The organism is Aquimarina mycalae (genome assembly GCF_029906345.1).
Lineage (GTDB): Bacteria > Bacteroidota > Bacteroidia > Flavobacteriales > Flavobacteriaceae > Aquimarina.
Genome location: NZ_JARYGY010000005.1, coordinates 466,943 through 488,640, shown reverse-complemented (window position 1 = coordinate 488,640; position 21,698 = coordinate 466,943). Strand labels below are relative to the sequence as shown.

The following is a 21,698-nucleotide window of genomic DNA, read 5'->3' as shown; positions in this document are numbered from 1 at the left end:
AACAGAGAAGTTAAGCCCGTTAGCGCCAATGGTACTACAATCGTGGGAGAGTAGGTCGCCGCCTTCCTTGAAACCCTTCATTATAGATAATGAAGGGTTTTTTTATACCTGAAAATTAAAATGCATAGATTGATTATAATATGTTAATCAGAAGGATGATCAATAAAGTGATTTTTTAAAATCAGATGATTACCAATTTTATTGTTAAAGTGAAGGATGTTAGTATAATGAATCGGTAATGAACTTAATAACTGGAGTATACTATAAACTAAAAGCCCAAATTGCAACTGCAATTTGGGCTTTTTAATAGAGAGTATTTAACTAATTAGTCTCTAAGAATACTTCTGGAGATTACAATTTTTTGAATCTCGCTCGTTCCTTCATAAATCTGTGTGATCTTAGTAGCATCTAAGAAGTTACTTATTTTAATTATTATAATAATATATCAATTTTAGGAGGCTTTAGAAATAGAAGCATTAATGTGAAGTTCTATTTTTCTAAAAAACTCGTCATTTTTGTAAGGTTTTCTCAAGAAATCATTAAAACCAGAATCTGGGTTCAGAATTGCTTTTACTGTATCTTGGGTGTCAGATGCAGTTAATGCTACTATAGGAACATCGGGATTAAAAGCTCTAATTTTTTTAGTAGCTTCCATCCCTCCCATATTTGGCATGTTTAAATCCATTAATATTAAGTCGTACCTGTTTTCTTTTACCATTTGAATTGCTATGAGTCCATCATCAGCAATTTTAGAACCATATCCTTTAGTTTTAAGAACATTTTTAGTGACTATTTGGTTTATTTTATTGTCTTCAACTATTAGAATGTTATAGTCTGATGTATTGGTTAACGCAATACATTTTTTTGAATCATTTACTTTGTTGCTTTGTTCAACAGATGAATCAATTTCAAAAGAAATAGTGAAATAGAATGTAGAACCTTTGCCAGGAGCACTTTTTATTTTTATATCTCCACCGTGCAAGTTGACTAAACTTTTAACAATATGTAAACCAAGGCCTGTGCCTGTAGTATGATCTTTAGAATCCGCTTGAGAAAATTTATCAAAAATTATTTCTTGTTTTTCTAAAGGAATCCCTCGTCCATCATCTTTAATCTCAAATGTAATTTGAACGTGCTTATCTGTAATTACTGGTTTAATAAAGTTTAACCAAATGTTTCCGTTTTTGGTAAATTTATTGGCATTACTAATAAGATTAATAAAAATCTGAGATAACCTTACCGAATCCCCTATAAGCGAATTAGGTATATTTGAATCGAAATTAAGGTGTAAAGTGTTACCATTTTTATCAGCCTGATATTCGAAGGAATTTTTAATATCATCAGCTAAGCTTTTTATATTGTAAATAGATTTGTCAAGACTTATTTCATAAGACTCCATCTTGGTAACTTGAAGTACGTCATTGATCAGGTTAAGTAAATGATCAGCAGAAAACTTCATTAGTTTTATAAATTTATGATTTTCTTCATCTTTAATCCTTTCCATAAGAATGGATGATAGACCAACTACCCCATATAAAGGAGTTCTAAGTTCGTGACTAACTGTGGATATGAATTTTGTTTTGACTGCTGCTAGATGATCTGATTTTTCTTTTGAAACCTGAAGTTCTTTATTCCGTATAGCAAGAGATTTTCCAAGGACTTTAATTTTTTTATGATTATAGATAAAAAAACAAAAGAGTATTAGGCAGGACAAAAGTAGAGATAAGGTGAATATTGATATAGTTTTTGATTGCTCTGCTTTTTGAGTTTGAATAGTATTGTTTTTTTCACTTACTATTAGTTTTTCCTTAAACTGATCTGCTTCCAACTTTTCGGTTTCTAGGGCAGTTTGATGATGTTTTGTATATTTTTTTAAAATAGTATATGCTTTGTCTTGTCTTCCAATTTTTACCAATAAATCTTCATACTTTTTATATATGGTCATTGCTTGTCTAAACAACTGATTTTTTTCTGCAAGTGCTGCAGCTTTTTCATAATATGTTATAGCAGAAGGATAGTTTCTGTTGTAATTATAATACTCACCAAAACTGGTATAGGTAATAACTAATTTGGAATAATGTTGCGGATTGTTTCTAAAGTATCTTTTACATTTTTTTAGAAGAGAGTATGCTTTGTTGTAATGCTTAGTTTTTATATAAATGTTTGCTATGTTTAATTCTAATATATGTTTAGAATATTCATTTAAATCTTCAGAATTTTCATAAATATGTTTAATTCTTTTTAGAGCTCTTCCTGGTTTATTAAATCCAACGAGATATACTAATGCAATATTGTTGTTTATATCTATGGATAATTCTGGGTGTCCTTTTAATTCTTTTATAAATAAATCGGCAATCTTATAGTTTTTTAGAGCTTCTTTATAATCTTTTGTCGAAAAATGGATGTTACCAAGAAAATTATATGATAATCCTTTTAAATAATATTCTTGTTGAGAATTGAATTTTTCAGAAATGTCTATGATTGTTTCTATAATCATAACACCATTAGCTCTTCCAATTGAATTTAGGTGATCTTGGGTGTGAATGATTGTGCTTTCCAATTCTGAAAATGGCATGTTTTCATATTGATTGGCGTATAGCGTAGAATAAAATAAGTTAAGACATAGGAAGCATATAAAGTACCTCGTGATTTTAATACTTTTCATTATTCAATACAGATTTTGGGGTAATCAAATATATAAAAAAAAAAGAGAATAACGGCTTAAATGTATTCAATATACGCTTAAAGCGTAGTTTTTTTTCTTTTTTAAGATTAAATAAGTAGTGTAAATCTTACTTTTTATGTAAAAATAATTGAATTGTTCCCTGTAATAGTGCTAAAAAAATATAATGATTACATGTCGTATTTATAATTTTTAGAATTACCTAAAAATAGTTTTTTAGAGTATAAGTACTTTGTTATTTTTGTTAGCTATGAAAATACAAAGCCCAATCGAGGAGAGATGGAATTGGTTAACTCATGGAATTGGTTTTTTATTATCTATTGCGGGTTTATTTGTCCTATTGCTTGAGAATGCCAATAAAACTGAATATAGTACCTTTTCAATTATATTGTATTCTATTTCGTTAATAACGTTATATTTCGCTTCCACGGCTTATCACTATACTAATAGTATTGTACTTAAAAAGCGATTTAGAGTTATGGATCATATCAGTATTTATTTACTGATTGCTGGTACTTATAGTCCAGTAACTTTAATTGGATTATTGGATAGTAAAGGATGGTTCCTCTTTATTTCGGTATGGTCTCTAGCTGGTTTAGGGTCAGTTCTTAAGCTATTCTTTACGGGTAAATTTGAAATTATCTCTGTTATTTTATACTTATTAATGGGTTGGTTAATTATGTTGGATATTTCTACATTAACTAGTCAAGTGGGTTCGGATGGTATTTTTTATTTAATGATGGGAGGCTTAGCTTATACATTGGGAATAATATTTTACGCTTTTAATAAACTAAATTTCAACCATGTGATATGGCACCTATTTGTATTAGCAGGTAGTGTGTTTCATTATATATTTATATTGAAGTACATAATATAAATATCTAGTTTCAAGCTTCAATACTAATTTTCGATAAAATCTTTATATTCTAAAAAGAATGTTTCTAGTTTCATCATGTTTTTGTGTAAAAAAAGCATTGTTTCTTTCCAGGTTTTTTTATTATGAACACTTACATTTGGTAATTCTACGTATAACCTAGAAATAATTTTGCCGTTTTCTAATTCGTAAAATTCTTCAAAAATAATATCCTGTAGAAACTCTGTAATTAATATGTTTTTTAAACTTAAAAGTTTATCAAAATAATATGCTCTGATTACTTCATCAAAAGGTTCAATATCGATAGATACCTGAGCGTGTTTGGTGGTAAATGTAAACTTAAGAGTTACATCCTTAATTTTTGTATTATATAACAACCATTTATTTGGATAAACTTTTCCAAAAGTCGTCCAGAATTCTTGTCTAATCTTTTTCGATTCTTCTCTACTAAACATTATTTATATAAAATATGCAGTAATCGTTGCGGCTAGAATAACCATTAATTTAGTAATATTAAATTTGTGACCTTCATTACTTTCAAAAAGAATAGTAGTAGATACATGTAGAAATATCCCTATAACCAATGCTGTGATTTCTTTATAGAATCCTTGTACGATTTCAAAATGTTCTGCAATAAAAGTACCTAATGGAGTCATTAAAGCAAAAAGAATAAGAACTAGTGCTATCACCGATTTCTTAATCTCTGTTTTGATTAAAAAAGTAGTTAAAATCATTGCTACTGGTATTTTGTGAATAATAATCCCTATCATAATTCCATCTGTATTATGAATAGGAAAACCTTCTAAAATTGCATGAATCCCCAAACTAAAGAAAAGTAATTTTGGAATTTCTTTGGTTTCCTTATTAATATGTATGTGACCATGTTCAGCTCCTTTCGAAAAATATTCTAATACTTTTTGTAGTAAGATCCCTATCATAATCCAAACACCAGTTTGTTTGGCATATTGATGATCTTCAAACACTTCAGGTAGTAAACTGAAAATGGTAATGGCTAGTAAAAAAGCTCCACTAAATGATAAGAGTAGTTTAAGGTTTTTTTGATTATTAGGTTTGAATATATAAACAATCAATGAACCAATAAAAACAGCAGATATGGATAAGAAATAATTGTGCACTATTTAAAAATCAAAATGAGTCTAGGAGAAGTTGTAGTATTAAATTTTTCAAGCTGGTAATTGCCAAAAACATCAAGCAAACTGACTTCAGCTTCTTCGAAATAATTTTGAAAATCTTTTAAGCTCAGCGCTTTTACTCTTTCAGTGAATAAAAAGTCTTCATTATTATCATTGAATTTTATTTCTTTATAAATATACCCTTCCTTAACATATCTTTTTATATAAAATGTTATTCCAGATACTTCTTTAGTTTCTTGAGGAACAAGGTTCTCTATAACATAATCTACATTCATAAAATCGATAACTCCAAAACCTTGCTCGTTTAGATCGGATTTTATTGCTTTTATAGTACTGAGATTACATTCTTCCTTTTCAAAATAACCAAAACTTGTAAAAAGATTAAAAACAGCCGAAAACTTTTCAGAATAAGGTTTTGACATGTCGTGTACCCTAAATCTTAATGTTTTATTTTCGAATTGAGAGGCATATTCGATACTATTTTTAGAAAGGTCAACTCCAGTAACATCAAATCCTAATTGATTTAAATAAACACTATGTCTTCCTTTTCCGCAGGCTAGATCTAGGATTTTTTCATCAGGCTCTAGGCTTAGATACTTAGTTAAGTTATCCATGAACTCCTGAGCTTCTTCGTGACCTCTATCTTTATATAATATATGATAATATGGTGTATCGAACCATGATGCATACCACATTGTTGAATCTTTTAGCATAGGGCGCAAAATTAATGTATTTTTGCGGTTTAATAATAGTGAATAAGAAGATAGTGAGTAATTCATTTAAAATGGTAGCCAAAACTTTTTTTGGTTTTGAAGAAATATTAGCAAAAGAACTTAGAAACATAGGTGCTCAAAAGGTTCAAGTTGGTAATCGAATGGTTAGTTTTTATGGAGATACAGGTTTTATGTATAAAGCAAACCTTTGTGTAAGAACTGCCTTGAAAATATTAAAGCCTATTTCTTCCAAGAGAATTCGTAATGAAAAGGATTTATATAATTTTATTCAATCAATTCGCTGGGATGAATATCTAGACACTAATGATTCTTTCGCTATTTATGCTACTGTAAATTCTACTATTTTTAGGCATTCGCAATTTATTTCTTTAAAATCTAAAGATGCGATTGTAGATAAGTTTAGGAAGGAAACGGGAAAAAGACCAAATGTCGATACCGATTACCCAGATTTGACAATTAATATTCATATTCAACAAGATATGTGTACAGTTTCGTTAGATAGTTCTGGCGGATCTTTACATCATAGAGGATATCGAACAGCAACCAATATTGCTCCTATAAACGAAGTGCTGGCTGCAGGTTTATTACTTTTATCTGGATGGGACGGGCAATGTGATTTTTTGGATCCCATGTGTGGTAGCGGAACTATTGCAATTGAAGCGGCAATGATTGCATGTAATATTCCAGCTAATATAAATAGAAAAGAGTTTGCATTCGAAAAGTGGTTAGATTGGGATATGGATGTGTTCGAAAAGATAGAAGAAGCTTGCCTCAACAAAACACGGGATTTCAAGCATGCTATTGTTGGTTTTGATAAGGCCCCTTCTGCAGTTAGAAAAGCAAAGAAAAATGTAGAGAATGCAAATCTTACGGATTTTGTTACGATTAATGATGACAATTTTTTCGATACCTCTAAAGAAGGAGAAGAACAACTTCATATGGTTTTTAATCCTCCTTATGGAGAACGTTTAGAACTAGACGAAGAAAAGTTTTATGGTCAAATAGGAGATACCTTAAAACAAGGGTATCCACATACAAATGCGTGGTTTATTACTTCTAATCTGGAAGCTTTGAAATATGTAGGACTCAGACCTTCAAGAAAAATAAAAGTTTTTAACGGTAAATTGGAATCACGCTTAGTAAAATATGAAATGTACGCTGGAAGCAAGAAAGCCAAATTTCAAAACAAGCCTTAACTACTTATGTTACCTTTTCTTTTTCGCAAAAGGAATTAAATAACTAATAGTATATGTGTACCCTACGCCAAATTGACTAAAATCATTGGTTCTGCCGTATCCAGGAATAAATAAATTCTCAAATGTTCTGGTGTTATTTTCATCAATTATAACGCTAGGATCTTTTTCATTAACGATGCCCCTTAAAGAAACACTGGCGCCCAAATAGAGATTGTTTAGAATTTCAACTTTTATTCCTAAAACTAATTCTACCCAGCCAGCTGTTAAACTCTTGGCTTCTATTTTTTCATCTCTGAAATTTTCCGAAGGCGTATCAGGTAGGTCAAAAAAGTCTGTACCCGTAAATATCCTATAGTTATTTAATGTTTGATCAAAAGTAGAAAACCCATATCTAAGCCCAGCATAGATGTTGTTTTGCATACCATACCAGTTTTTATAGGTGTTATAATCAACTCCAAGACGGATATAACTACCAGAACCTTCTACTTCAATATTGGTTTCATCTCGTAATAAGGATTCATTGCCAATTTCTGCCGCGATATAATAATTTTTGTAGATTCGATAATCTCCATTAATTTCAAAACCAGAATAATCATCATTAATTGCAGTTCTGATTAATCTAGCAATATCTACTCCAACTCTTAATCCATACTTTTCGGATGGAGGTAGTGTGTCTCTTGCTGAAATATTAGTTTCTTGACTTAGTATAGTACCTGAAACCAGGAGACTAATGAAAAATAAATACGTGTGCAGCTGTCTCATCGGTAACGTTATCTTCTTCTATAGTTATTCTTTTAATCCAATTTCCATCATTTTCTTCCTGAGTTAATGTTCTGGTCAGTCCTTCGTAGCTAACTCTAAAACCACAAGCAGTACTTACATATTCTTCTACTGCAGTATATTGAAAACTTACAACGTCACTATTTACTAAATTAGGATCTTCATTGGTGGCATTAATTATAAATTCAAACTCTGTTATTTGAGAACCTGTTCGTAAAGGTATAAGTATCGAATCTCTTGAAACAATATTAGGAAGTGAATTAGTAATTAAAGGATCCGTAGATCTTACTTCAAGATCCACTGGTTGTTTAATGTCAGAAACCGTCTCATCATCAATAAATTTGATAATTAACAACGGAGTGGTAGGTGTGTCTTCTGCACAGATATCGTCGCGTTCACAACTAGAACTTAGATAGAGCGCAACAAGGCTACAAATACTAAGTATTAAAGTTTTATATAATTTCATGAATTATCTTTTTTCAAGTAACACTACATTTTCAACGTGATGCGTTTGTGGGAACATATCAACAGGTTGTACCTTAGTTACCTTATATATACTATCTAATAACGATAAATCTCTTGCTTGTGTTGCACTATTACAACTTACATATACAATTTTGTCTGGAGAGATATTTAACAATTGACCTACAACATCTTTATGCATTCCATCTCTTGGAGGATCTGTAATAACTACTTCGGGTTGGCCATGAGTCGCAATAAAATCTGATGTAAATACTTTTTTCATATCACCAACATAGAATTCTACATTATCAATGTTATTATGTTTCGCATTTGCCTTAGCATCTTCGATTGCTTCAGGTACCGCTTCAACACCAACTACTTTTTTTGCTTTTTTTGCAACAAATTGAGCGATTGTGCCTGTACCAGTATATAAGTCATATACTAATTCATTACCAGTAAGTCCAGCAAAATCACGAGTAATTTTATATAATTCATATGCTTGCTTAGAATTGGTTTGGTAGAAAGATTTGGCATTGATCTTAAAACGTAATCCCTCCATTTCTTCTTCTATATGATCTTTTCCATGATAACAAATTACTTCTTGATCATAGATTGTATCATTTCCTTTAGAATTTATTACATATTGTAATGAAGTAATTTCAGGAAACTCAGAAACGATATAATCTAATAATAACGTTCTTTTTTCTACATCTTCATGAAAAAACTGAACCAGTATCATAATTTCCCCAGTAGATACTATTCTCATCATTAAGGTACGCAAAAACCCATTTTGATTTCTAGCATTGTAGAATGATAAGTTGTTATCTGTTGCAAATGTCTTTATTTTATTTCTGATATCATTACTTGGATCTTCCTGTAAATGACATTTATCTATATCTAAAATTTTATCCCACATTCCAGGAATATGAAACCCTAATGCATTACGGTTTCCAATTTCGGCATCACTCTGGATTTCTTTCAATGTCAACCATCTACTATCACTAAAAGAAAATTCCATTTTATTTCTGTAGAAAAATTGATCTTCAGAGCCCAGAATTGGTGTTACAGTTGGTAATTCAATTTTTCCTAAGCGTGTCAAATTATTTACTACTTCTTGTTCTTTATAAGCCAATTGATGCTCATATCCCATAAATTGCCATTTACAGCCTCCACACGTTCCGAAATGTTTACATGCAGGATCTACACGTTTATCTGATTTTTTATGAAAAATAATTGCAGAGCCCTCATAAAAAGCTTTACGTTTCTTAGTTGTTTGAATGTCAACTACATCTCCAGGAACAGCATTGTTTACAAATATAATTTTCCCATCAGGAGCTTTAGCAATACTCTTTCCTTTTGCACCAGCATCGATTATTTCTATATTCTCAAAAACTTGCTTTCTTTTCTTTCTTGCCATAGCGCAAAAATAAGAATAGAAAACATATACTTATTAATTATTCCATTTATCTTATAAAAAGAAACAAAAAAATGAACCTAATTTTAATTTCTACGTCTATATTATAAAGGTCACTATGATAAACACCAATAAAACATTTGATTCTTTGTTGGTATTACAATACCAATCTGGAAACAGGAAAGCTGCAGCAATTCTTGTGAAAAGATGGCATGCCAAATTATGTAAACAAGCATATTGGTATACTGGTGATAGAGAAATTTCTAAAGATATAGCTCAAGATAGTTGGAATACTATATTAGGAAAAATATCTGATTTAAAAGATGTTAATCGTTTTGGGAGCTGGGCATTAACGATTGTAACTAGAAATGCTATTAATTATTTACGAAAACAAAAGAAAGAGTTGGAGCATCTAAATAGTTATAAAACAATCCCTGTTGATTCTAATCAAGAAAGTAGTGATGAGTATCAAGATACATTAATGTTATTAAAAAAAGCTATTCAGAAGTTACCTTATAAACAACAGTTGGTATTGAATCTTTTTTATATAGAAGAGTATAGCGTTAAAGAAATAAGTGGAATCATACATGTTTCTGCAGGAACGGTAAAGTCTCGTTTATTTAACGCTAGAGAGAAATTAAAATTAATTATAAAAAAACAAGAATTATGAAAAATAATATGAATGACATTGATAAATTAATTAAAGAAACATTAACTCAAGAAGAAGCCAAGTTTTATGATGAGTTAGATGAGCAAAATCTATTGGAAATGGTAGGTGGGCTTTTCAAAACAAGAAATAGTTGGGTTATTGTGATGATGTTTATTGTAAATCTAGTAGTATTTGGGCTTTTTATATATTGTTTAATTCAGTTTTTAAACACTGACAACACTAATGAATTAATAAAATGGACTGCTGCAGGGTTTTTTTGTATGATGATCACAGGAATGCTAAAGTTATTTTCATGGATGCAAATGGATAAGAATGCATTATTAAGAGAAATTAAAAGATTAGAACTTCAAATCTCATCATTGGCAGGAAAAATATCCTAGTAACACAATTAATTAAGCTAAAATGGTCATTTTTTTCTTTTACAGGAATCGGAAATTTTTGTGTTTTAATGTGATAATTGTGTGTGGATTTGCTAAAATGAAAATTATGAGGGATTATGACGTGTAAAATTAAATAATCAATAAAGATTTAGTAATTTGCGACTCTCTTAGGGATGATTTCTCTCCCACGCTGAATTTTCGAGTCTTTTCGAAAGGATAAAGGTAGAGAAGGAATGGTTATTTTATCAATTTAAATTATTAAAAATGGCTGTTTTAGAAAAATTAACTTCGCAACAAGCAATCGATTTAGAGAACAAGTATGGAGCTCATAACTATCATCCATTACCAGTAGTACTGAGTAAAGGAGAAGGTGTATATGTATGGGATGTAGAAGGGAAAAAGTATTATGATTTTTTAAGTGCATATTCTGCGGTAAATCAAGGTCATTGCCATCCAAAAATTGTTGGAGCAATGATGGAGCAAGCGCAAACATTAACATTAACCTCACGTGCGTTCTACAATGATAAGCTAGGAGAATATGAGAAATTTGTTTCTGAGTATTTTGGTTTTGATAAGCTATTACCAATGAATACTGGAGCAGAAGCGGTGGAAACTGCATTAAAGCTTTGTAGAAAATGGGCATACGAGAAAAAGGGTATTGCAGAAAATGAAGCACAGATTATCGTGTGCGAAAATAATTTTCACGGAAGAACAACTACGATCATTTCTTTTTCTAATGACCCTGTTGCCAGAAAGAACTTTGGACCATATACTGCAGGATTTATCAAAATTGAATATGATAATTTGAAAGCCTTAGAAGAAGCGTTAGAAAATAATACTAATGTAGCTGGGTTTTTAGTAGAGCCAATACAAGGTGAAGCAGGCGTATATGTACCTTCTGAAGATTACTTGTCAAGAGCTAAAGCTTTATGTAAAAAACATGGTGTATTATTTATTGCAGATGAAGTGCAAACTGGAATTGCACGAACTGGAAAATTATTAGCGGTTGATCATGAAAATGTAAAACCAGATGTGCTGATTTTAGGCAAGGCATTAAGCGGAGGAGCATATCCTGTTTCTGGAGTTTTAGCTGATGATCATATCATGGGTGTAATTAAGCCAGGTAATCATGGAAGTACATTTGGAGGTAACCCTGTTGCAGCTGCGGTTGCTATGGCTGCATTAGAAGTCGTTAGAGATGAGAAACTTGCTGAGAATGCAGAAGAACTAGGTCAATTATTCAGATCAGAACTTGATACATATATACAAACATCTAATATCGTTAATTTAGTTCGTGGTAAAGGGTTGTTAAATGCAATTGTTATTAATGATGATGAAGAGAGTGAAACGGCTTGGAATATTTGTGTGGCTCTAAAAGAAAATGGTTTGTTGGCAAAACCAACTCACGGTAATATTATTCGTTTTGCACCGCCATTAGTAATGAATAAAGAACAATTGTTAGATTGTGTTGGGATTATAACAAAGACACTTAAGGAATTTGAGGTATAACTTATAGTATTTATTTTAAAATAATAAATGTCATTGATGAAGTATATTTGTCAGTGACATTTTTTTATATACATATTGCTTTCTAAGGAGCCAAATAACAAAATGGTGCAACTGGGATATTTCGTAATATCCAATATGAAATCACTAATATCAAAATTGCGTAGGTTAAATATTTATTGTAGGTCCAATCCGTTATATTTTTATTGAAAACTTTTTTAGAAATATAATAATAGCCTTTGAAAACTACAACCATTGCAAGTATAATGAATAAAAAATTATGCTGCAGTGCTTGAAGGATTCTACCATTTAGTAAATCATGGATAGCACGTTGACTACCACATCCAGGACAATGATAACCTGTAAGCGAATGAAAGATACAGCCTGGGAAATAACTATTTCCAGTATTCAAGGCAGGATCATTTAGGTAGTAGTATCGTAACAAAAAAAATACGGGTACAATTGCAAGAAAGTACCCATACTTTACATATGTAGATATTCGGTTTTTAGAAATTTCCATTAGCACCTAAGACGCTAAATAATGCTACACCATATATTAAGAACATCACTATCCAAACAGCAACACCTCCAATAATTCCGATTAACCCCCATAATTTAGCATTTTTTGAGGCTGCCATGGCGCCTTCATAATCTCCTGCATCATATTTTGTGTTTACCTGTGTAGAATAAATAATACTTACTATACCAGTAATTAGACAACATAATATTGTAGAGATAATTGCTAAGGCTAGGTGATTGTTGGGTCTTGGTTGATTAGCTTCCATATATTTGATTTTAAAAATTCAAGTTTATTTTATTTATGTAAAAGATTTAGATAAAAACTGCCTAAGAATTTATACCTAGGCAGTTTCGTTTAATTTTTATGTTAATGAATTACCCTCCATATTGTTCCATCATTTCTTTTTGCATTTCCAAGATACCATCGTATCCTATAGTGGTAAATAACCAGATGATATATCCAAAATAGATGACACTCAATATTAAACCGATAATCGCTAATATTTTACCTGTTTTAACATTCTGATGTCCTGAATATAATTCTGGGCTTTCAGTATATAAAGCAGTTGCTTTTTTGGCAAGTACTAATGCTACAATTGCAAAAATAATTCCTATTCCATAGCAACAGCATCCTACAATAGATAGGATACCAAAAACAAGGATTAGTGTAGAGTTAGGTAACGTTTGTTTTTCCATAATGAATAGTTGATTAATTGAAAATAAATTTCATTTTGATTATATAACTCACAACCATTGTAAGTACAGTTATTAATAGCAGGCCCATTTTAACGAACCAATCGTTTTTAAATTTAACAAAAAAATTGAACCCTAAAAATAAAAGAAGAAATAATAAGGGGTAAATAGCAGGATACATATGAAATGCAGCTGCAAATTCACCTTTTAAAAGAAGAGCAATTGCTCTTTGCATGCCACAACCCAAACAATCAACACCGAAGATTTTCTTGTTTATGCAGGGTAACATATATTTTTCCAAACACTGTCAATTTATGATTAAGCACCACAATATACGCAATTTGAGTATTCAAAAAATTAATGTGCAGAAAATTCTATAATTTGATACTTTTGCAGAATGAACAGGATGAAGTTAAAAAAAATAATTAGTTTACTTCTTATAGTTGGAGGTGCGGTTTTGTTAATTAGTGAAATAGGTGCTTCTCAAAAAAATTATTATCTACAAAGCGTTGGTATTGTTTGTTTAATGAGTGGATTATTTCTGATCAATACTAGTTTGTTATCCAGATCAAATGAGCAGAGTGTTGATGTAAGTCGTAAAGAAAGCCTGGAGGAAGAAGAATAAGTAATGATGATTAAGGTTGGAGATAAAGTATCAGTATTAGATGAACCGATTGAGGGAATTGTTATAGCCGTAGTAGGAAATGAGGTTACTATAGCATCAGAAGATGGTTTTGATATGACTTTTACGATGAGTGAATTAGTGATAGAAAAATCAGATAGTTTGATTGCTCCTTCATATGAAGAAGTACAAAAGAATCTTCAGGAAAAAGAAGTTTTTAAGAAAAAACCCAAAAGACCAATTCAAAAACCTAAAGAACGCAGTATACCACCTATGGAAGTAGACCTTCATGTGCATAAATTAGTGAAATCTACTAAAGGAATGACAAATCATGAAATGGTAATGCTACAATTAGATACAGCAAAAAGACAATTGGATTTTGCAATAAACAAACGGATTCCTCGTGTTGTTTTTATTCATGGAGTTGGTCAAGGTGTTCTTAAAGAGGAGCTTAAGTATTTGTTTGGTAGATATGACAATATAAGAATATCTGACGCTGACTATAAAAAATATGGTCTTGGTGCAATGGAAGTATACATAGTTCAGAACCCTAAATAATTATTTAGGGATACTGATGTTATCCGATCCTAATTCTAAAATTTCTCTCCTAATAGCTATACCATTACCTTCTAAAGTAACCCCTTTTAATGTTACCGTTCTAGCGTAAATAGTTTCAGTCGGACTGGTATCATCCGTCAAAACGTATGTAATTTCTGCGGTTCCATTAGAACTAACTAATTCCTGAGTTACATTAACATTACTAGGAGGGATGCTACTACAGAAATACTCACTCCCATTAATCATCGTGTCAAATTCTCTATATAAGAATTGATTACTTGTAGTATTTAGAGTTATTATAGTGGGTTCTGTTATAGAGATGTCCGCAACGGTAGTCGGAGTAATTATAAAACTAGAACTTGAAAAATTTACAGATAATGATCTATTGGTTTCTGATTCTATTGTGAAGAATACAAAAGTATTATCATTTTCATTAGAACAATGCTGTAAATCTCCGTTAAGATCTACAGAGATATCAATAATATCTCCTTCACTACAACTAATCGAAAAAAGAACAAGTAATAATAAAACACTTAATTTGTTAATCATAATATTAATCTAGTTTTTTTTGGTAGTCTTAGGGATAATCTCATCTCTAAAACCAAAAGAAAAGTTTTTATCTTCGAATTGATCATTTACCTCATTTAGAATAATGTCTGTAATTGACAAAGTAGTCCTAAAAGTAGTAATTACAGTATTATCAAGACTAGAAGGTACATCTGCGTTAGGATTGTTTTCATCACTGTCATTGTCTGTGTCTAAATAATCTGGAATCATATCTCCATCACTATCATCGTTTGTAGGATCACCATCGTTATTCGCATCTTCATTGATAGTAAGAATTCCATCATCATCATCATCGTCATCAAGAAAATTAGCAATACCATCGTTATCATAATCATCATCCCTTGGATTTCCATTACCATCAAAATCTTCATTTCTTGTCAATATCCCATCTCCATCATCATCTTCATCAATATAATTAGGAATGTTATCACCATCAGTATCTAGAAAACTTTCATCATTAGGATCGTTATTAGGTAATTCTACACTTGTTAGTACATTATCATTATCATCGTCCTGATCCTTAAAACTAGGGATGTTATCATCATCGTGATTGTATCCATCTTCAATCATATTGTTCACATCTCCAATCATAGGATCGTCTATTTCATCATCCAGATAGTTTGGTACACCATCATTGTCCATGTCTTCATCTGGTTCAATCATATCAGGAGCTTCTAAAGCTGATGCTACACCATCATTATCATCTTCATTGACAATTTCATTAATGATTTCTGTTTGTCCAGAAACACCTATCAACTCTTCAGTTACTATAATATTACTGTCTGGTATGTTACTACAATAGTAATCAGCTGTAATAGTATTGTTAAATTGTCTATATGTAAAACCATTATCAGTATTTGATAATTCAAAAGTTATAGGTGTTGTTGTAGGAATGGTATCTGAATATTCTGCATCTATAAAGTTATAAGAGATTGCTTCATTTATAGATGTATTAATTTTAAAGAATACAAATTCATCAGTAGCAGAGCCTTTACAAAGTTGCAGGTCAACATCATCAAACTCAAAACTAGTTACGATAATATCTCCATCATCACAAGAAACAATAGTTAAGGATATAAGTAAAAGAAATAGCTTTTTCACTGATTGTATTTTGAAAGTTAGTAACAAATTATTTTTTTTATTCTTGAAAAATTTTATCAGATCATAATTTCCAAAAAAGAGTTATGTATGATAAAGACGAACAAAAATCGCACATGTTTAGTTTGTTCTACTTTTTTTAATGTTTCGACAAAAATAAAGGAATTGAAAGATTATAACGTGTGGTGAGGAAAATAATTTTATTTGAATTAGATTTGCGGATGTAAAATGAAGATATGATAAAAGTCATAGCTCATTTTTGCATTAATTAGAATTTTTCACTGATCAATAACTAATTTTTTAAATTTAATGCAAAAGGTTTATTTCGATAGCGCGGCAACCACGCAATTGCGTCCAGAAGTAATTGATAGAATGATTACTGTTTTAAGAGAGGATTACGGGAATCCTTCTTCTACTCATGGATTTGGTAGATCTGCCAAGAATCATATTGAACAAGCTCGTAAGAACATAGCTAAATATTTAGGTGTTAAGGCATCCGAGATTATTTTTACGTCTGGAGGAACTGAAGCTGATAATTTAGCTTTAAATAGTGCAGTGAGGGATTTGGGAGTAAAGCATATTATTACTTCTAAGATAGAACATCATGCAGTTTTGCATACAGTTCAGGAAATACAGGCAAATACTGATATTTCGGTAAGCTATGTAAATATTCAAAGTAATGGATCTATAGATTATGGGCATTTAGAGGATTTATTAAAGAATTCTTCAGAAAAGACCTTAGTAAGTTTGATGCATGTAAATAACGAAGTTGGTACTATTTTAAATATTCAAAAAGTAGGAAGCTTTTGTAAGCAATATGAAGCACTTTTTCATAGTGATATGGTGCAATCTATAGGACATCTTGATGTGAATCTTAATGAATTAGATGTTGACTTTACAGCGGTTAGTGCACATAAATTTCATGGGCCAAAAGGAGTTGGTTTTGCCTATATTAGGAAAAACTCTGGTTTAAAACCTCTTATTTATGGAGGAGAGCAGGAGAGAGGATATCGCGGAGGAACTGAAGGTGTTCATAATATTGTAGGAATGGATGAGGCATTGAGGTTGTCATATGAGCATATGGATGAAGAAAAAGCATACATTTCTAACCTTAAACAATATTTTGTTGATCAGTTAAAAGAAAATATTGAAGGTGTGAAGTTTAATGCTAATTGTTGTGATTTAGAACATAGCACATATACTTTAATAAACGTCTGTCTTCCTATATCCCAAGAAAAAGCAGGTATTCTGTTATTTCAATTAGATATTAAAGGAATAGCTTGTTCTAAAGGAAGTGCTTGTCAGAGTGGAAGTGGCAAAGGCTCTCATGTACTTACAGAAATCCTTTCTGAAGAAGATATGTTAAAACCTTCTGTTAGATTTTCTTTTTCAAAGTTTAATACCAAAGAAGAAGTTGACTATGTGGTTAGTGTTTTAAAAGAGTTTATGCAGGATTAAAACTTCATTCCCAATCGTACATTAAAAACTCGTTGCGTTAAGAAATTCGGAATGGCAAATTGTTGTTTTGAAGCGGCATCCCTAACAAAAGTATTTGTTATAGAATTAAGGTTGTCAAAAAGATTAAATATTTCAAACCCAATATTTAATTCTTTGAATTTATTAAAGAAACTTCCTTCTTTTCGTCGGATTTTTTGATCTACTATTATATAAGAAATACCCAGGTCAGCTCTTCTGTAATCACGTAATCTAGTTTGGAAATTATAAGGATCTGCATTGGTTGGAGATCCTCCTGGTAATCCAGTTTGATATACAAGATTGAGATACATTTTTAAATTAGGAATTGTTGGGACATAATCCTGAAATAGCGCACCAACTTTAACCCTTTGATCTGTTGGTCTATCAATATATCCTCTGTTATCCTGATTTTCTTCAGTTTTAAGAAGACCTAAACTAAACCAACTTTCAGTTCCAGGTACAAATTCACCATTAAGTCTAAGATCAAAACCTGTAGCATATGCTTCGGCATTATTATTAGCTCGATATCGAATACGTACGTTTTCTATGGTGTACGTGTTGACATCTGTAAGCGTTTTATAGTATAACTCTGTGGTTAGTTTAAACGGTCTATTCCACATATTAAAGCTATAATCATTACCTGCTACAATATGAATGGATTGCTGAGCTTTTACACTTGGTTGTACGGTTCCTTGAAAATCTCTAAGTTCTCTGTAAAATGGAGGTTGATGATACCACCCACCAGAAAGACGAAATATCATATCTGCTTTCCAATCAGGTTTAATAGCTAATTGAGCTCTTGGACTAAAAACGGTTTGAAAATTACTGGTAATTCCATCTCCAGAAACATTCCAATTATGTGCTCTAACTCCAACATTTGCCCAAATTTCATGTTCTTTTAGATTAGTTCGTAAACTATATTGAGCATATCCCGAAAACCTGTCAATGTTTACCATGTTTGTAGCTCTTACACTTGTGAAAGGTACAATTGGACTTGCGTTAGGGTTGTATGGTTGATCGTTGATGAATGTTCCAGGTGGTCTAATGGAAAATCCAACAGAATCTATAACCTCATACTCCTGAATTCTATCTCTGATATCCTCTGAGGTATATTTTATTCCCCAATCAATTTGATGTTCGTCTGCAATATAGGTTCCTTTATGCTCTAAATTAAAAATCAAAGCATCAAGGTCATTTCTCGCATGTGTCAGTTGAGATCCGATACCTTCGCTAAACTCTACGTCTCCAAGGTCTTCACTACCAATATCTGTATTAACCGCTCCAAGAAAATATTGAGCGAAAATATCAAAATGTTCTTGTTCTTGTGTATGATATACGGATCCAATTAATTTTAAAGTTAAATTGTCATTAGCTTGATATGTACCTTTTAAAGCACCAAAATATGTTTCATATCGATCTTCCTCCTGACCATCGTAAACAACAGTTAGAGCTATAGGTTCTGTAATGGTACCAAAATTTGTTTGACGAGTTAACGGTTCATAATCGTATCTGTTAATGGCGATATTACCAAGAAAGCCTAATTCAAATTTTTCAGAAAAATTATAAGAAAGATAGGTTTGAACATCAGCAAACCTAGGTCTGAAATTAGTTTCTGTTTGTCGAGCATCTACCAAAAGACTATTGTCGCGATAACGTACACCAACGACTCCAGCAAATTTTTTATCTTTAGTGATTCCACCTGCTGCTATACTACCTCCTAGTAAACTTAAATTCGCTGTTAGATCGAATCTTGTCGGTCTTCGGTAAGTAATATCTAATACTGAAGAAAGTTTGTCTCCATATTTTGCTTGAAACCCTCCAGCAGAGAAATCTACATTTCTAACCAGATCAGTGTTTACAAAACTTAATCCTTCTTGCTGCCCAGAGCGAATTAAGAAGGGTCTATAAACTTCTATCTCATTGACATATACAAGATTTTCATCAAAATTCCCTCCTCTAACAGTGTATTGCGTACTTAGTTCATTATTAGAACTTACTCCAGGAAGTGTTTTTAACAATCCTTCTACACCAGCATTAGCGGATGGAGTGACACGTATGGTTTCGGGATCTAAAGTGATGATTCCTTCTACTATTTTTTGTTCTCGGCCCGTAATCACAACTTCACTGATTTGTTCTATATCGGTTTTTAGTATTGGATTTAGCTCATATTGCTGATTTTCTTTTAGATTAATGGTGAAGGTGATATCTTTTAGACCTATATAACTTATTTTTATCGTTACATCCTTATTTGAAGGAATGTTAAGCACGTATACACCATTTTCATTAGATAGAGTACCGTCGTTTTCAAATGAGATATTAGCTCCTGATATTGGCCTATTTGACTCATCTAAAATTACACCTTTTACAACGGCGTCTTGTGCTAAAGTACTGAAGCTTATAAAAACTAAACAAACAATGAGGAGCGAGTGAAGATTTTTCAAAGAATATCTATTTACGGTTTTCTAAAGAATATTGTTTCAAATGTAGTATTATTTCCTACTTTATCTAACACAATAAGTTTAAATTTATTTTCCGTGTCCGAAATTACTTGGTCATTAAAATCATAAACGAGCATTCCAGTTTTGTAATCATATTCCATTAAAATGTATTTTCCATTAATAGTTGCTCTGTAACTTGCAATACCAGAATCAGCATCATTAATTTTAATTTTTAAAAAATTAGCCTTGGACATCCATTTTTTATCAGAAACATTAATTGGGACTATAGTTGGTTTTTCTGTGTCGGTAAATAGAGAATATGTGCCAAAGGTTCTGGTTCTTGCAGAAAAACGATTATTTTTTTTATTAGTTTTTACATAATAATGATCATTCCTATATCCTAATCTCCCTATATATAATCTTTTCTTATCAGCTTCACTATAGTTAGAAACATCAAATGCAATCGTCATGTTTTTGTGCATTGGGATCTCGTCTTGATGAATTTTTATGGTATCACCATTCGCTTCGATATCTAAATATGTATTTTCATATAAGCTGTTTTTAGGAATGTATACATCAAAAATTCCTGAGCTATATGTAAAATTTTGATTTGATTGTGCGTGGTATGGGGTTTTTGAGATTTCTTTTTTTGCGATTTCAGAAACTTGTTTTCCTTCAATTGGAATACTAATTATAGTAGTATTGTCTTTAAAATCTTTTACAAATACCTTCACTGTATAAGATAAGCTGTCTTCTACGACAAAAACACCATCATTTACCACATTTTCATATATAGAAAGAGGATTGTTGTTTTCTATAAAAAGTTTAGTTACTCTACTTCGGTTCTTTTTATAATGAGAATAATCAATAAGCCTATTAATATAACGGGTTTCAGAAAATGAAAAACGATTCATTTTTAAAGCAAAGTTTTTCTGACCATTTAGCGCTGTTGAGATTTCATAAACTCCATTTTTATTTGCAGCTAGATTTTGTTGATCTATCACAGAAACTCCAATTCCTAACTTACCATATGCAGTAACACTTGCTGCTTTATAACTACCATCTTCTTGTGGTATTAATCTTAATTTATTGGGTTGTTGATTTCCGTCTACATGAGCGTTATTATCCAAGCTATATATCCAAGCACTATTAATAGTTGGTTTTTTAGTATCCTTTACATCTATACCGAAACTCATAGGATTCATCGGCCTGGCTTTTGCATCTCTTATTTCGAAATGTAAATGCGGACCACCACTTCCACCAGTATTTCCACTATAGGCGATGACATCACCTTTCTTTACCGATAAAGCTCCTGTTTTTGGGAATAATTCTATTTGATAGGACTCTTTGGCATATTGTCTTTTTTTAATGTATGCTTCTATCTCTGGAGCAAATTTTTGTAAATGCGCATATACTGATGTATATCCATTAGGATGTGTAATATACATAGCTTTTCCATATCCAAAATGAGAAATTTTTATTCTCGTTATTGCACCAGATGCAGATGCATATACTTTTAAACCTTCTTGCCCTTCAGTTTTTAGATCTAACCCAGAATGAAAGTGATTAGACCGTAGTTCTCCATAAGTTCCTGAAACGGCTAAAGGAATATCCAAAGGATTCATAAAATAATCTTTAGGAAGATTATTTTGACTATATCCGATAAAAAAGAATAAGGATAAAAATATTGTAATTACTCGCATAGATCGTAAATGTAAATATTTAGTGTTTAAAATTAAAGTGATGTTTAATTTAAAAACTAAAGAGCTATAAATTAATCACTTGATTCATTAGAAATATACGCATCGAAATTAGTTTAAAAACTATTGGGTTTTTTCAATTGGTATGTTAACTTTGTGTAACGAAGTATTGTG

At 31.2% G+C, this 21,698-nt stretch carries 23 protein-coding genes; 8 read left to right on the top strand and 15 right to left on the bottom strand.

The features are described 5' to 3' along the window. Nucleotides 1–451 precede the first annotated feature (451 nt). Nucleotides 452–2,575: an ATP-binding protein gene (locus tag QBK95_RS14590; protein ID WP_280935038.1), complete on the bottom strand. Its 2,124-nt coding sequence runs from the start codon at nucleotides 2,573–2,575 to the stop codon at nucleotides 452–454. A gap of 358 nt (nucleotides 2,576–2,933) precedes the next feature. Here QBK95_RS14590 and trhA point away from each other — a divergent pair, with 358 nt between their 5' ends. After that, entirely contained in the window at nucleotides 2,934–3,560 is a 627-nt protein-coding gene (gene trhA / locus QBK95_RS14585) for a PAQR family membrane homeostasis protein TrhA (RefSeq protein WP_280935036.1), read from the top strand. A gap of 23 nt (nucleotides 3,561–3,583) precedes the next feature. Here trhA and QBK95_RS14580 read toward each other — a convergent pair whose 3' ends face one another. Genes QBK95_RS14580 through QBK95_RS14570 form a run of 3 tightly spaced genes read right to left on the bottom strand, consistent with a single transcriptional unit; the run spans nucleotide 3,584 to nucleotide 5,424 of the window. Beyond that, complete coding sequence (locus QBK95_RS14580) at nucleotides 3,584–4,012, bottom strand: DUF4268 domain-containing protein (RefSeq protein ID WP_280935033.1); 429 nt, start codon at nucleotides 4,010–4,012, stop codon at nucleotides 3,584–3,586. Between the two features lie 3 nt (nucleotides 4,013–4,015). Beyond that, entirely contained in the window at nucleotides 4,016–4,693 is a 678-nt protein-coding gene (locus QBK95_RS14575) for a ZIP family metal transporter (RefSeq protein WP_280935032.1), read from the bottom strand. After that, on the bottom strand, nucleotides 4,693–5,424 hold the full coding sequence (locus tag QBK95_RS14570) for an SAM-dependent methyltransferase (RefSeq protein WP_280935029.1): 732 nt from the start codon (nucleotides 5,422–5,424) through the stop codon (nucleotides 4,693–4,695). Before QBK95_RS14570 ends, QBK95_RS14575 begins: the two co-directional genes overlap by 1 nt. 71 nt (nucleotides 5,425–5,495) lie before the next feature. On the opposite strand from QBK95_RS14570, the gene QBK95_RS14565 reads away from it, so the two are divergent. After that, a complete protein-coding gene (locus tag QBK95_RS14565; RefSeq protein WP_280935058.1) occupies nucleotides 5,496–6,641 on the top strand; it encodes a THUMP domain-containing class I SAM-dependent RNA methyltransferase in 1,146 nt (381 codons plus the stop codon). 9 nt (nucleotides 6,642–6,650) lie between these two features. Here QBK95_RS14565 and QBK95_RS14560 read toward each other — a convergent pair whose 3' ends face one another. Genes QBK95_RS14560 through rlmD form a run of 3 tightly spaced genes read right to left on the bottom strand, consistent with a single transcriptional unit; the run spans nucleotide 6,651 to nucleotide 9,300 of the window. Next, a complete protein-coding gene (locus QBK95_RS14560) occupies nucleotides 6,651–7,403 on the bottom strand; it encodes a DUF6048 family protein (protein WP_280935028.1) in 753 nt (250 codons plus the stop codon). After that, the gene (locus tag QBK95_RS14555; protein ID WP_280935026.1) at nucleotides 7,369–7,887 is read right to left on the bottom strand and encodes a DUF6452 family protein; all 519 of its coding nucleotides are present in this window, start codon (nucleotides 7,885–7,887) and stop codon (nucleotides 7,369–7,371) included. The genes QBK95_RS14560 and QBK95_RS14555 overlap by 35 nt, the downstream gene beginning before the upstream one ends. A 3-nt stretch (nucleotides 7,888–7,890) precedes the next feature. After that, a complete protein-coding gene (gene rlmD, locus QBK95_RS14550) occupies nucleotides 7,891–9,300 on the bottom strand; it encodes a 23S rRNA (uracil(1939)-C(5))-methyltransferase RlmD (RefSeq protein ID WP_280935024.1) in 1,410 nt (469 codons plus the stop codon). Between the two features lie 115 nt (nucleotides 9,301–9,415). On the opposite strand from rlmD, the gene QBK95_RS14545 reads away from it, so the two are divergent. The 3 genes from QBK95_RS14545 to rocD all read left to right on the top strand — a co-directional run bounded on the left by QBK95_RS14545 (nucleotide 9,416) and on the right by rocD (nucleotide 11,856). Further along, entirely contained in the window at nucleotides 9,416–9,967 is a 552-nt protein-coding gene (locus QBK95_RS14545) for an RNA polymerase sigma factor (protein WP_280935022.1), read from the top strand. After that, nucleotides 9,964–10,347: a DUF6768 family protein gene (locus tag QBK95_RS14540; protein ID WP_280935020.1), complete on the top strand. Its 384-nt coding sequence runs from the start codon at nucleotides 9,964–9,966 to the stop codon at nucleotides 10,345–10,347. Before QBK95_RS14545 ends, QBK95_RS14540 begins: the two co-directional genes overlap by 4 nt. A gap of 264 nt (nucleotides 10,348–10,611) precedes the next feature. After that, the gene (gene rocD / locus QBK95_RS14535; protein ID WP_280935019.1) at nucleotides 10,612–11,856 is read left to right on the top strand and encodes an ornithine--oxo-acid transaminase; all 1,245 of its coding nucleotides are present in this window, start codon (nucleotides 10,612–10,614) and stop codon (nucleotides 11,854–11,856) included. 82 nt (nucleotides 11,857–11,938) lie between these two features. On the opposite strand, the gene QBK95_RS14530 is transcribed toward rocD, so the two are convergent. The 4 genes from QBK95_RS14530 to QBK95_RS14515 form a co-directional block, all read right to left on the bottom strand. Beyond that, nucleotides 11,939–12,373: a DUF2752 domain-containing protein gene (locus tag QBK95_RS14530; protein WP_280935017.1), complete on the bottom strand. Its 435-nt coding sequence runs from the start codon at nucleotides 12,371–12,373 to the stop codon at nucleotides 11,939–11,941. After that, entirely contained in the window at nucleotides 12,360–12,638 is a 279-nt protein-coding gene (locus QBK95_RS14525) for a CD225/dispanin family protein (RefSeq protein WP_280935014.1), read from the bottom strand. Before QBK95_RS14525 ends, QBK95_RS14530 begins: the two co-directional genes overlap by 14 nt. A gap of 109 nt (nucleotides 12,639–12,747) precedes the next feature. Beyond that, nucleotides 12,748–13,068, bottom strand: a complete 321-nt coding sequence (locus QBK95_RS14520) for a CCC motif membrane protein (protein ID WP_280935012.1) — start codon at nucleotides 13,066–13,068, stop codon at nucleotides 12,748–12,750. Between the two features lie 13 nt (nucleotides 13,069–13,081). Next, nucleotides 13,082–13,300 carry a DUF2752 domain-containing protein gene (locus QBK95_RS14515; protein WP_445012630.1) on the bottom strand — a complete coding sequence of 73 codons (219 nt, stop codon included), beginning with the start codon at nucleotides 13,298–13,300 and terminating at the stop codon, nucleotides 13,082–13,084. Between the two features lie 171 nt (nucleotides 13,301–13,471). On the opposite strand from QBK95_RS14515, the gene QBK95_RS14510 reads away from it, so the two are divergent. Continuing rightward, nucleotides 13,472–13,690 (top strand): hypothetical protein, encoded by a 219-nt coding sequence (locus tag QBK95_RS14510; protein WP_280935008.1) that lies wholly within the window; start codon nucleotides 13,472–13,474, stop codon nucleotides 13,688–13,690. 3 nt (nucleotides 13,691–13,693) lie between these two features. Beyond that, on the top strand, nucleotides 13,694–14,245 hold the full coding sequence (locus QBK95_RS14505; RefSeq protein ID WP_280935006.1) for a DUF8465 domain-containing protein: 552 nt from the start codon (nucleotides 13,694–13,696) through the stop codon (nucleotides 14,243–14,245). Here QBK95_RS14505 and QBK95_RS14500 read toward each other — a convergent pair whose 3' ends face one another. Both QBK95_RS14500 and QBK95_RS14495 read right to left on the bottom strand, forming a co-directional pair. After that, nucleotides 14,246–14,794: a hypothetical protein gene (locus QBK95_RS14500; protein WP_280935004.1), complete on the bottom strand. Its 549-nt coding sequence runs from the start codon at nucleotides 14,792–14,794 to the stop codon at nucleotides 14,246–14,248. It abuts the gene before it with no gap. Nucleotides 14,795–14,803: 9 nt separating this feature from the next. Beyond that, entirely contained in the window at nucleotides 14,804–15,913 is a 1,110-nt protein-coding gene (locus QBK95_RS14495) for a hypothetical protein (protein ID WP_280935003.1), read from the bottom strand. A 306-nt stretch (nucleotides 15,914–16,219) separates the two neighbouring features. Here QBK95_RS14495 and QBK95_RS14490 point away from each other — a divergent pair, with 306 nt between their 5' ends. Continuing rightward, a complete protein-coding gene (locus tag QBK95_RS14490) occupies nucleotides 16,220–17,368 on the top strand; it encodes a cysteine desulfurase family protein (protein ID WP_280935001.1) in 1,149 nt (382 codons plus the stop codon). On the opposite strand, the gene QBK95_RS14485 is transcribed toward QBK95_RS14490, so the two are convergent. Continuing rightward, nucleotides 17,365–19,827: a TonB-dependent receptor gene (locus QBK95_RS14485; RefSeq protein WP_280934999.1), complete on the bottom strand. Its 2,463-nt coding sequence runs from the start codon at nucleotides 19,825–19,827 to the stop codon at nucleotides 17,365–17,367. The genes QBK95_RS14490 and QBK95_RS14485 overlap by 4 nt on opposite strands. 11 nt (nucleotides 19,828–19,838) lie before the next feature. Beyond that, the gene (locus tag QBK95_RS14480) at nucleotides 19,839–21,527 is read right to left on the bottom strand and encodes a M23 family metallopeptidase (RefSeq protein WP_280934998.1); all 1,689 of its coding nucleotides are present in this window, start codon (nucleotides 21,525–21,527) and stop codon (nucleotides 19,839–19,841) included. Between the last annotated feature and the right edge of the window lie 171 nt (nucleotides 21,528–21,698).

What these genes read in the sequence shown, in the direction of transcription:
- QBK95_RS14590 (WP_280935038.1), bottom strand. Translation starts at nt 2,575, where the DNA reads ATGCCATTTTCAGAATTGGAAAGCACAATCATTCACACCCAAGATCAC.
- trhA (WP_280935036.1), top strand. Translation starts at nt 2,934, where the DNA reads ATGAAAATACAAAGCCCAATCGAGGAGAGATGGAATTGGTTAACTCAT.
- QBK95_RS14580 (WP_280935033.1), bottom strand. Translation starts at nt 4,012, where the DNA reads ATGTTTAGTAGAGAAGAATCGAAAAAGATTAGACAAGAATTCTGGACG.
- QBK95_RS14570 (WP_280935029.1), bottom strand. Translation starts at nt 5,424, where the DNA reads ATGCTAAAAGATTCAACAATGTGGTATGCATCATGGTTCGATACACCA.
- QBK95_RS14565 (WP_280935058.1), top strand. Translation starts at nt 5,496, where the DNA reads ATGGTAGCCAAAACTTTTTTTGGTTTTGAAGAAATATTAGCAAAAGAA.
- QBK95_RS14560 (WP_280935028.1), bottom strand. Translation starts at nt 7,403, where the DNA reads ATGAGACAGCTGCACACGTATTTATTTTTCATTAGTCTCCTGGTTTCA.
- QBK95_RS14555 (WP_280935026.1), bottom strand. Translation starts at nt 7,887, where the DNA reads ATGAAATTATATAAAACTTTAATACTTAGTATTTGTAGCCTTGTTGCG.
- rlmD (WP_280935024.1), bottom strand. Translation starts at nt 9,300, where the DNA reads ATGGCAAGAAAGAAAAGAAAGCAAGTTTTTGAGAATATAGAAATAATC.
- QBK95_RS14545 (WP_280935022.1), top strand. Translation starts at nt 9,416, where the DNA reads ATGATAAACACCAATAAAACATTTGATTCTTTGTTGGTATTACAATAC.
- QBK95_RS14540 (WP_280935020.1), top strand. Translation starts at nt 9,964, where the DNA reads ATGAAAAATAATATGAATGACATTGATAAATTAATTAAAGAAACATTA.
- rocD (WP_280935019.1), top strand. Translation starts at nt 10,612, where the DNA reads ATGGCTGTTTTAGAAAAATTAACTTCGCAACAAGCAATCGATTTAGAG.
- QBK95_RS14530 (WP_280935017.1), bottom strand. Translation starts at nt 12,373, where the DNA reads ATGGAAATTTCTAAAAACCGAATATCTACATATGTAAAGTATGGGTAC.
- QBK95_RS14525 (WP_280935014.1), bottom strand. Translation starts at nt 12,638, where the DNA reads ATGGAAGCTAATCAACCAAGACCCAACAATCACCTAGCCTTAGCAATT.
- QBK95_RS14520 (WP_280935012.1), bottom strand. Translation starts at nt 13,068, where the DNA reads ATGGAAAAACAAACGTTACCTAACTCTACACTAATCCTTGTTTTTGGT.
- QBK95_RS14515 (WP_445012630.1), bottom strand. Translation starts at nt 13,300, where the DNA reads ATGCAAAGAGCAATTGCTCTTCTTTTAAAAGGTGAATTTGCAGCTGCA.
- QBK95_RS14510 (WP_280935008.1), top strand. Translation starts at nt 13,472, where the DNA reads ATGAAGTTAAAAAAAATAATTAGTTTACTTCTTATAGTTGGAGGTGCG.
- QBK95_RS14505 (WP_280935006.1), top strand. Translation starts at nt 13,694, where the DNA reads ATGATGATTAAGGTTGGAGATAAAGTATCAGTATTAGATGAACCGATT.
- QBK95_RS14500 (WP_280935004.1), bottom strand. Translation starts at nt 14,794, where the DNA reads ATGATTAACAAATTAAGTGTTTTATTATTACTTGTTCTTTTTTCGATT.
- QBK95_RS14490 (WP_280935001.1), top strand. Translation starts at nt 16,220, where the DNA reads ATGCAAAAGGTTTATTTCGATAGCGCGGCAACCACGCAATTGCGTCCA.
- QBK95_RS14480 (WP_280934998.1), bottom strand. Translation starts at nt 21,527, where the DNA reads ATGCGAGTAATTACAATATTTTTATCCTTATTCTTTTTTATCGGATAT.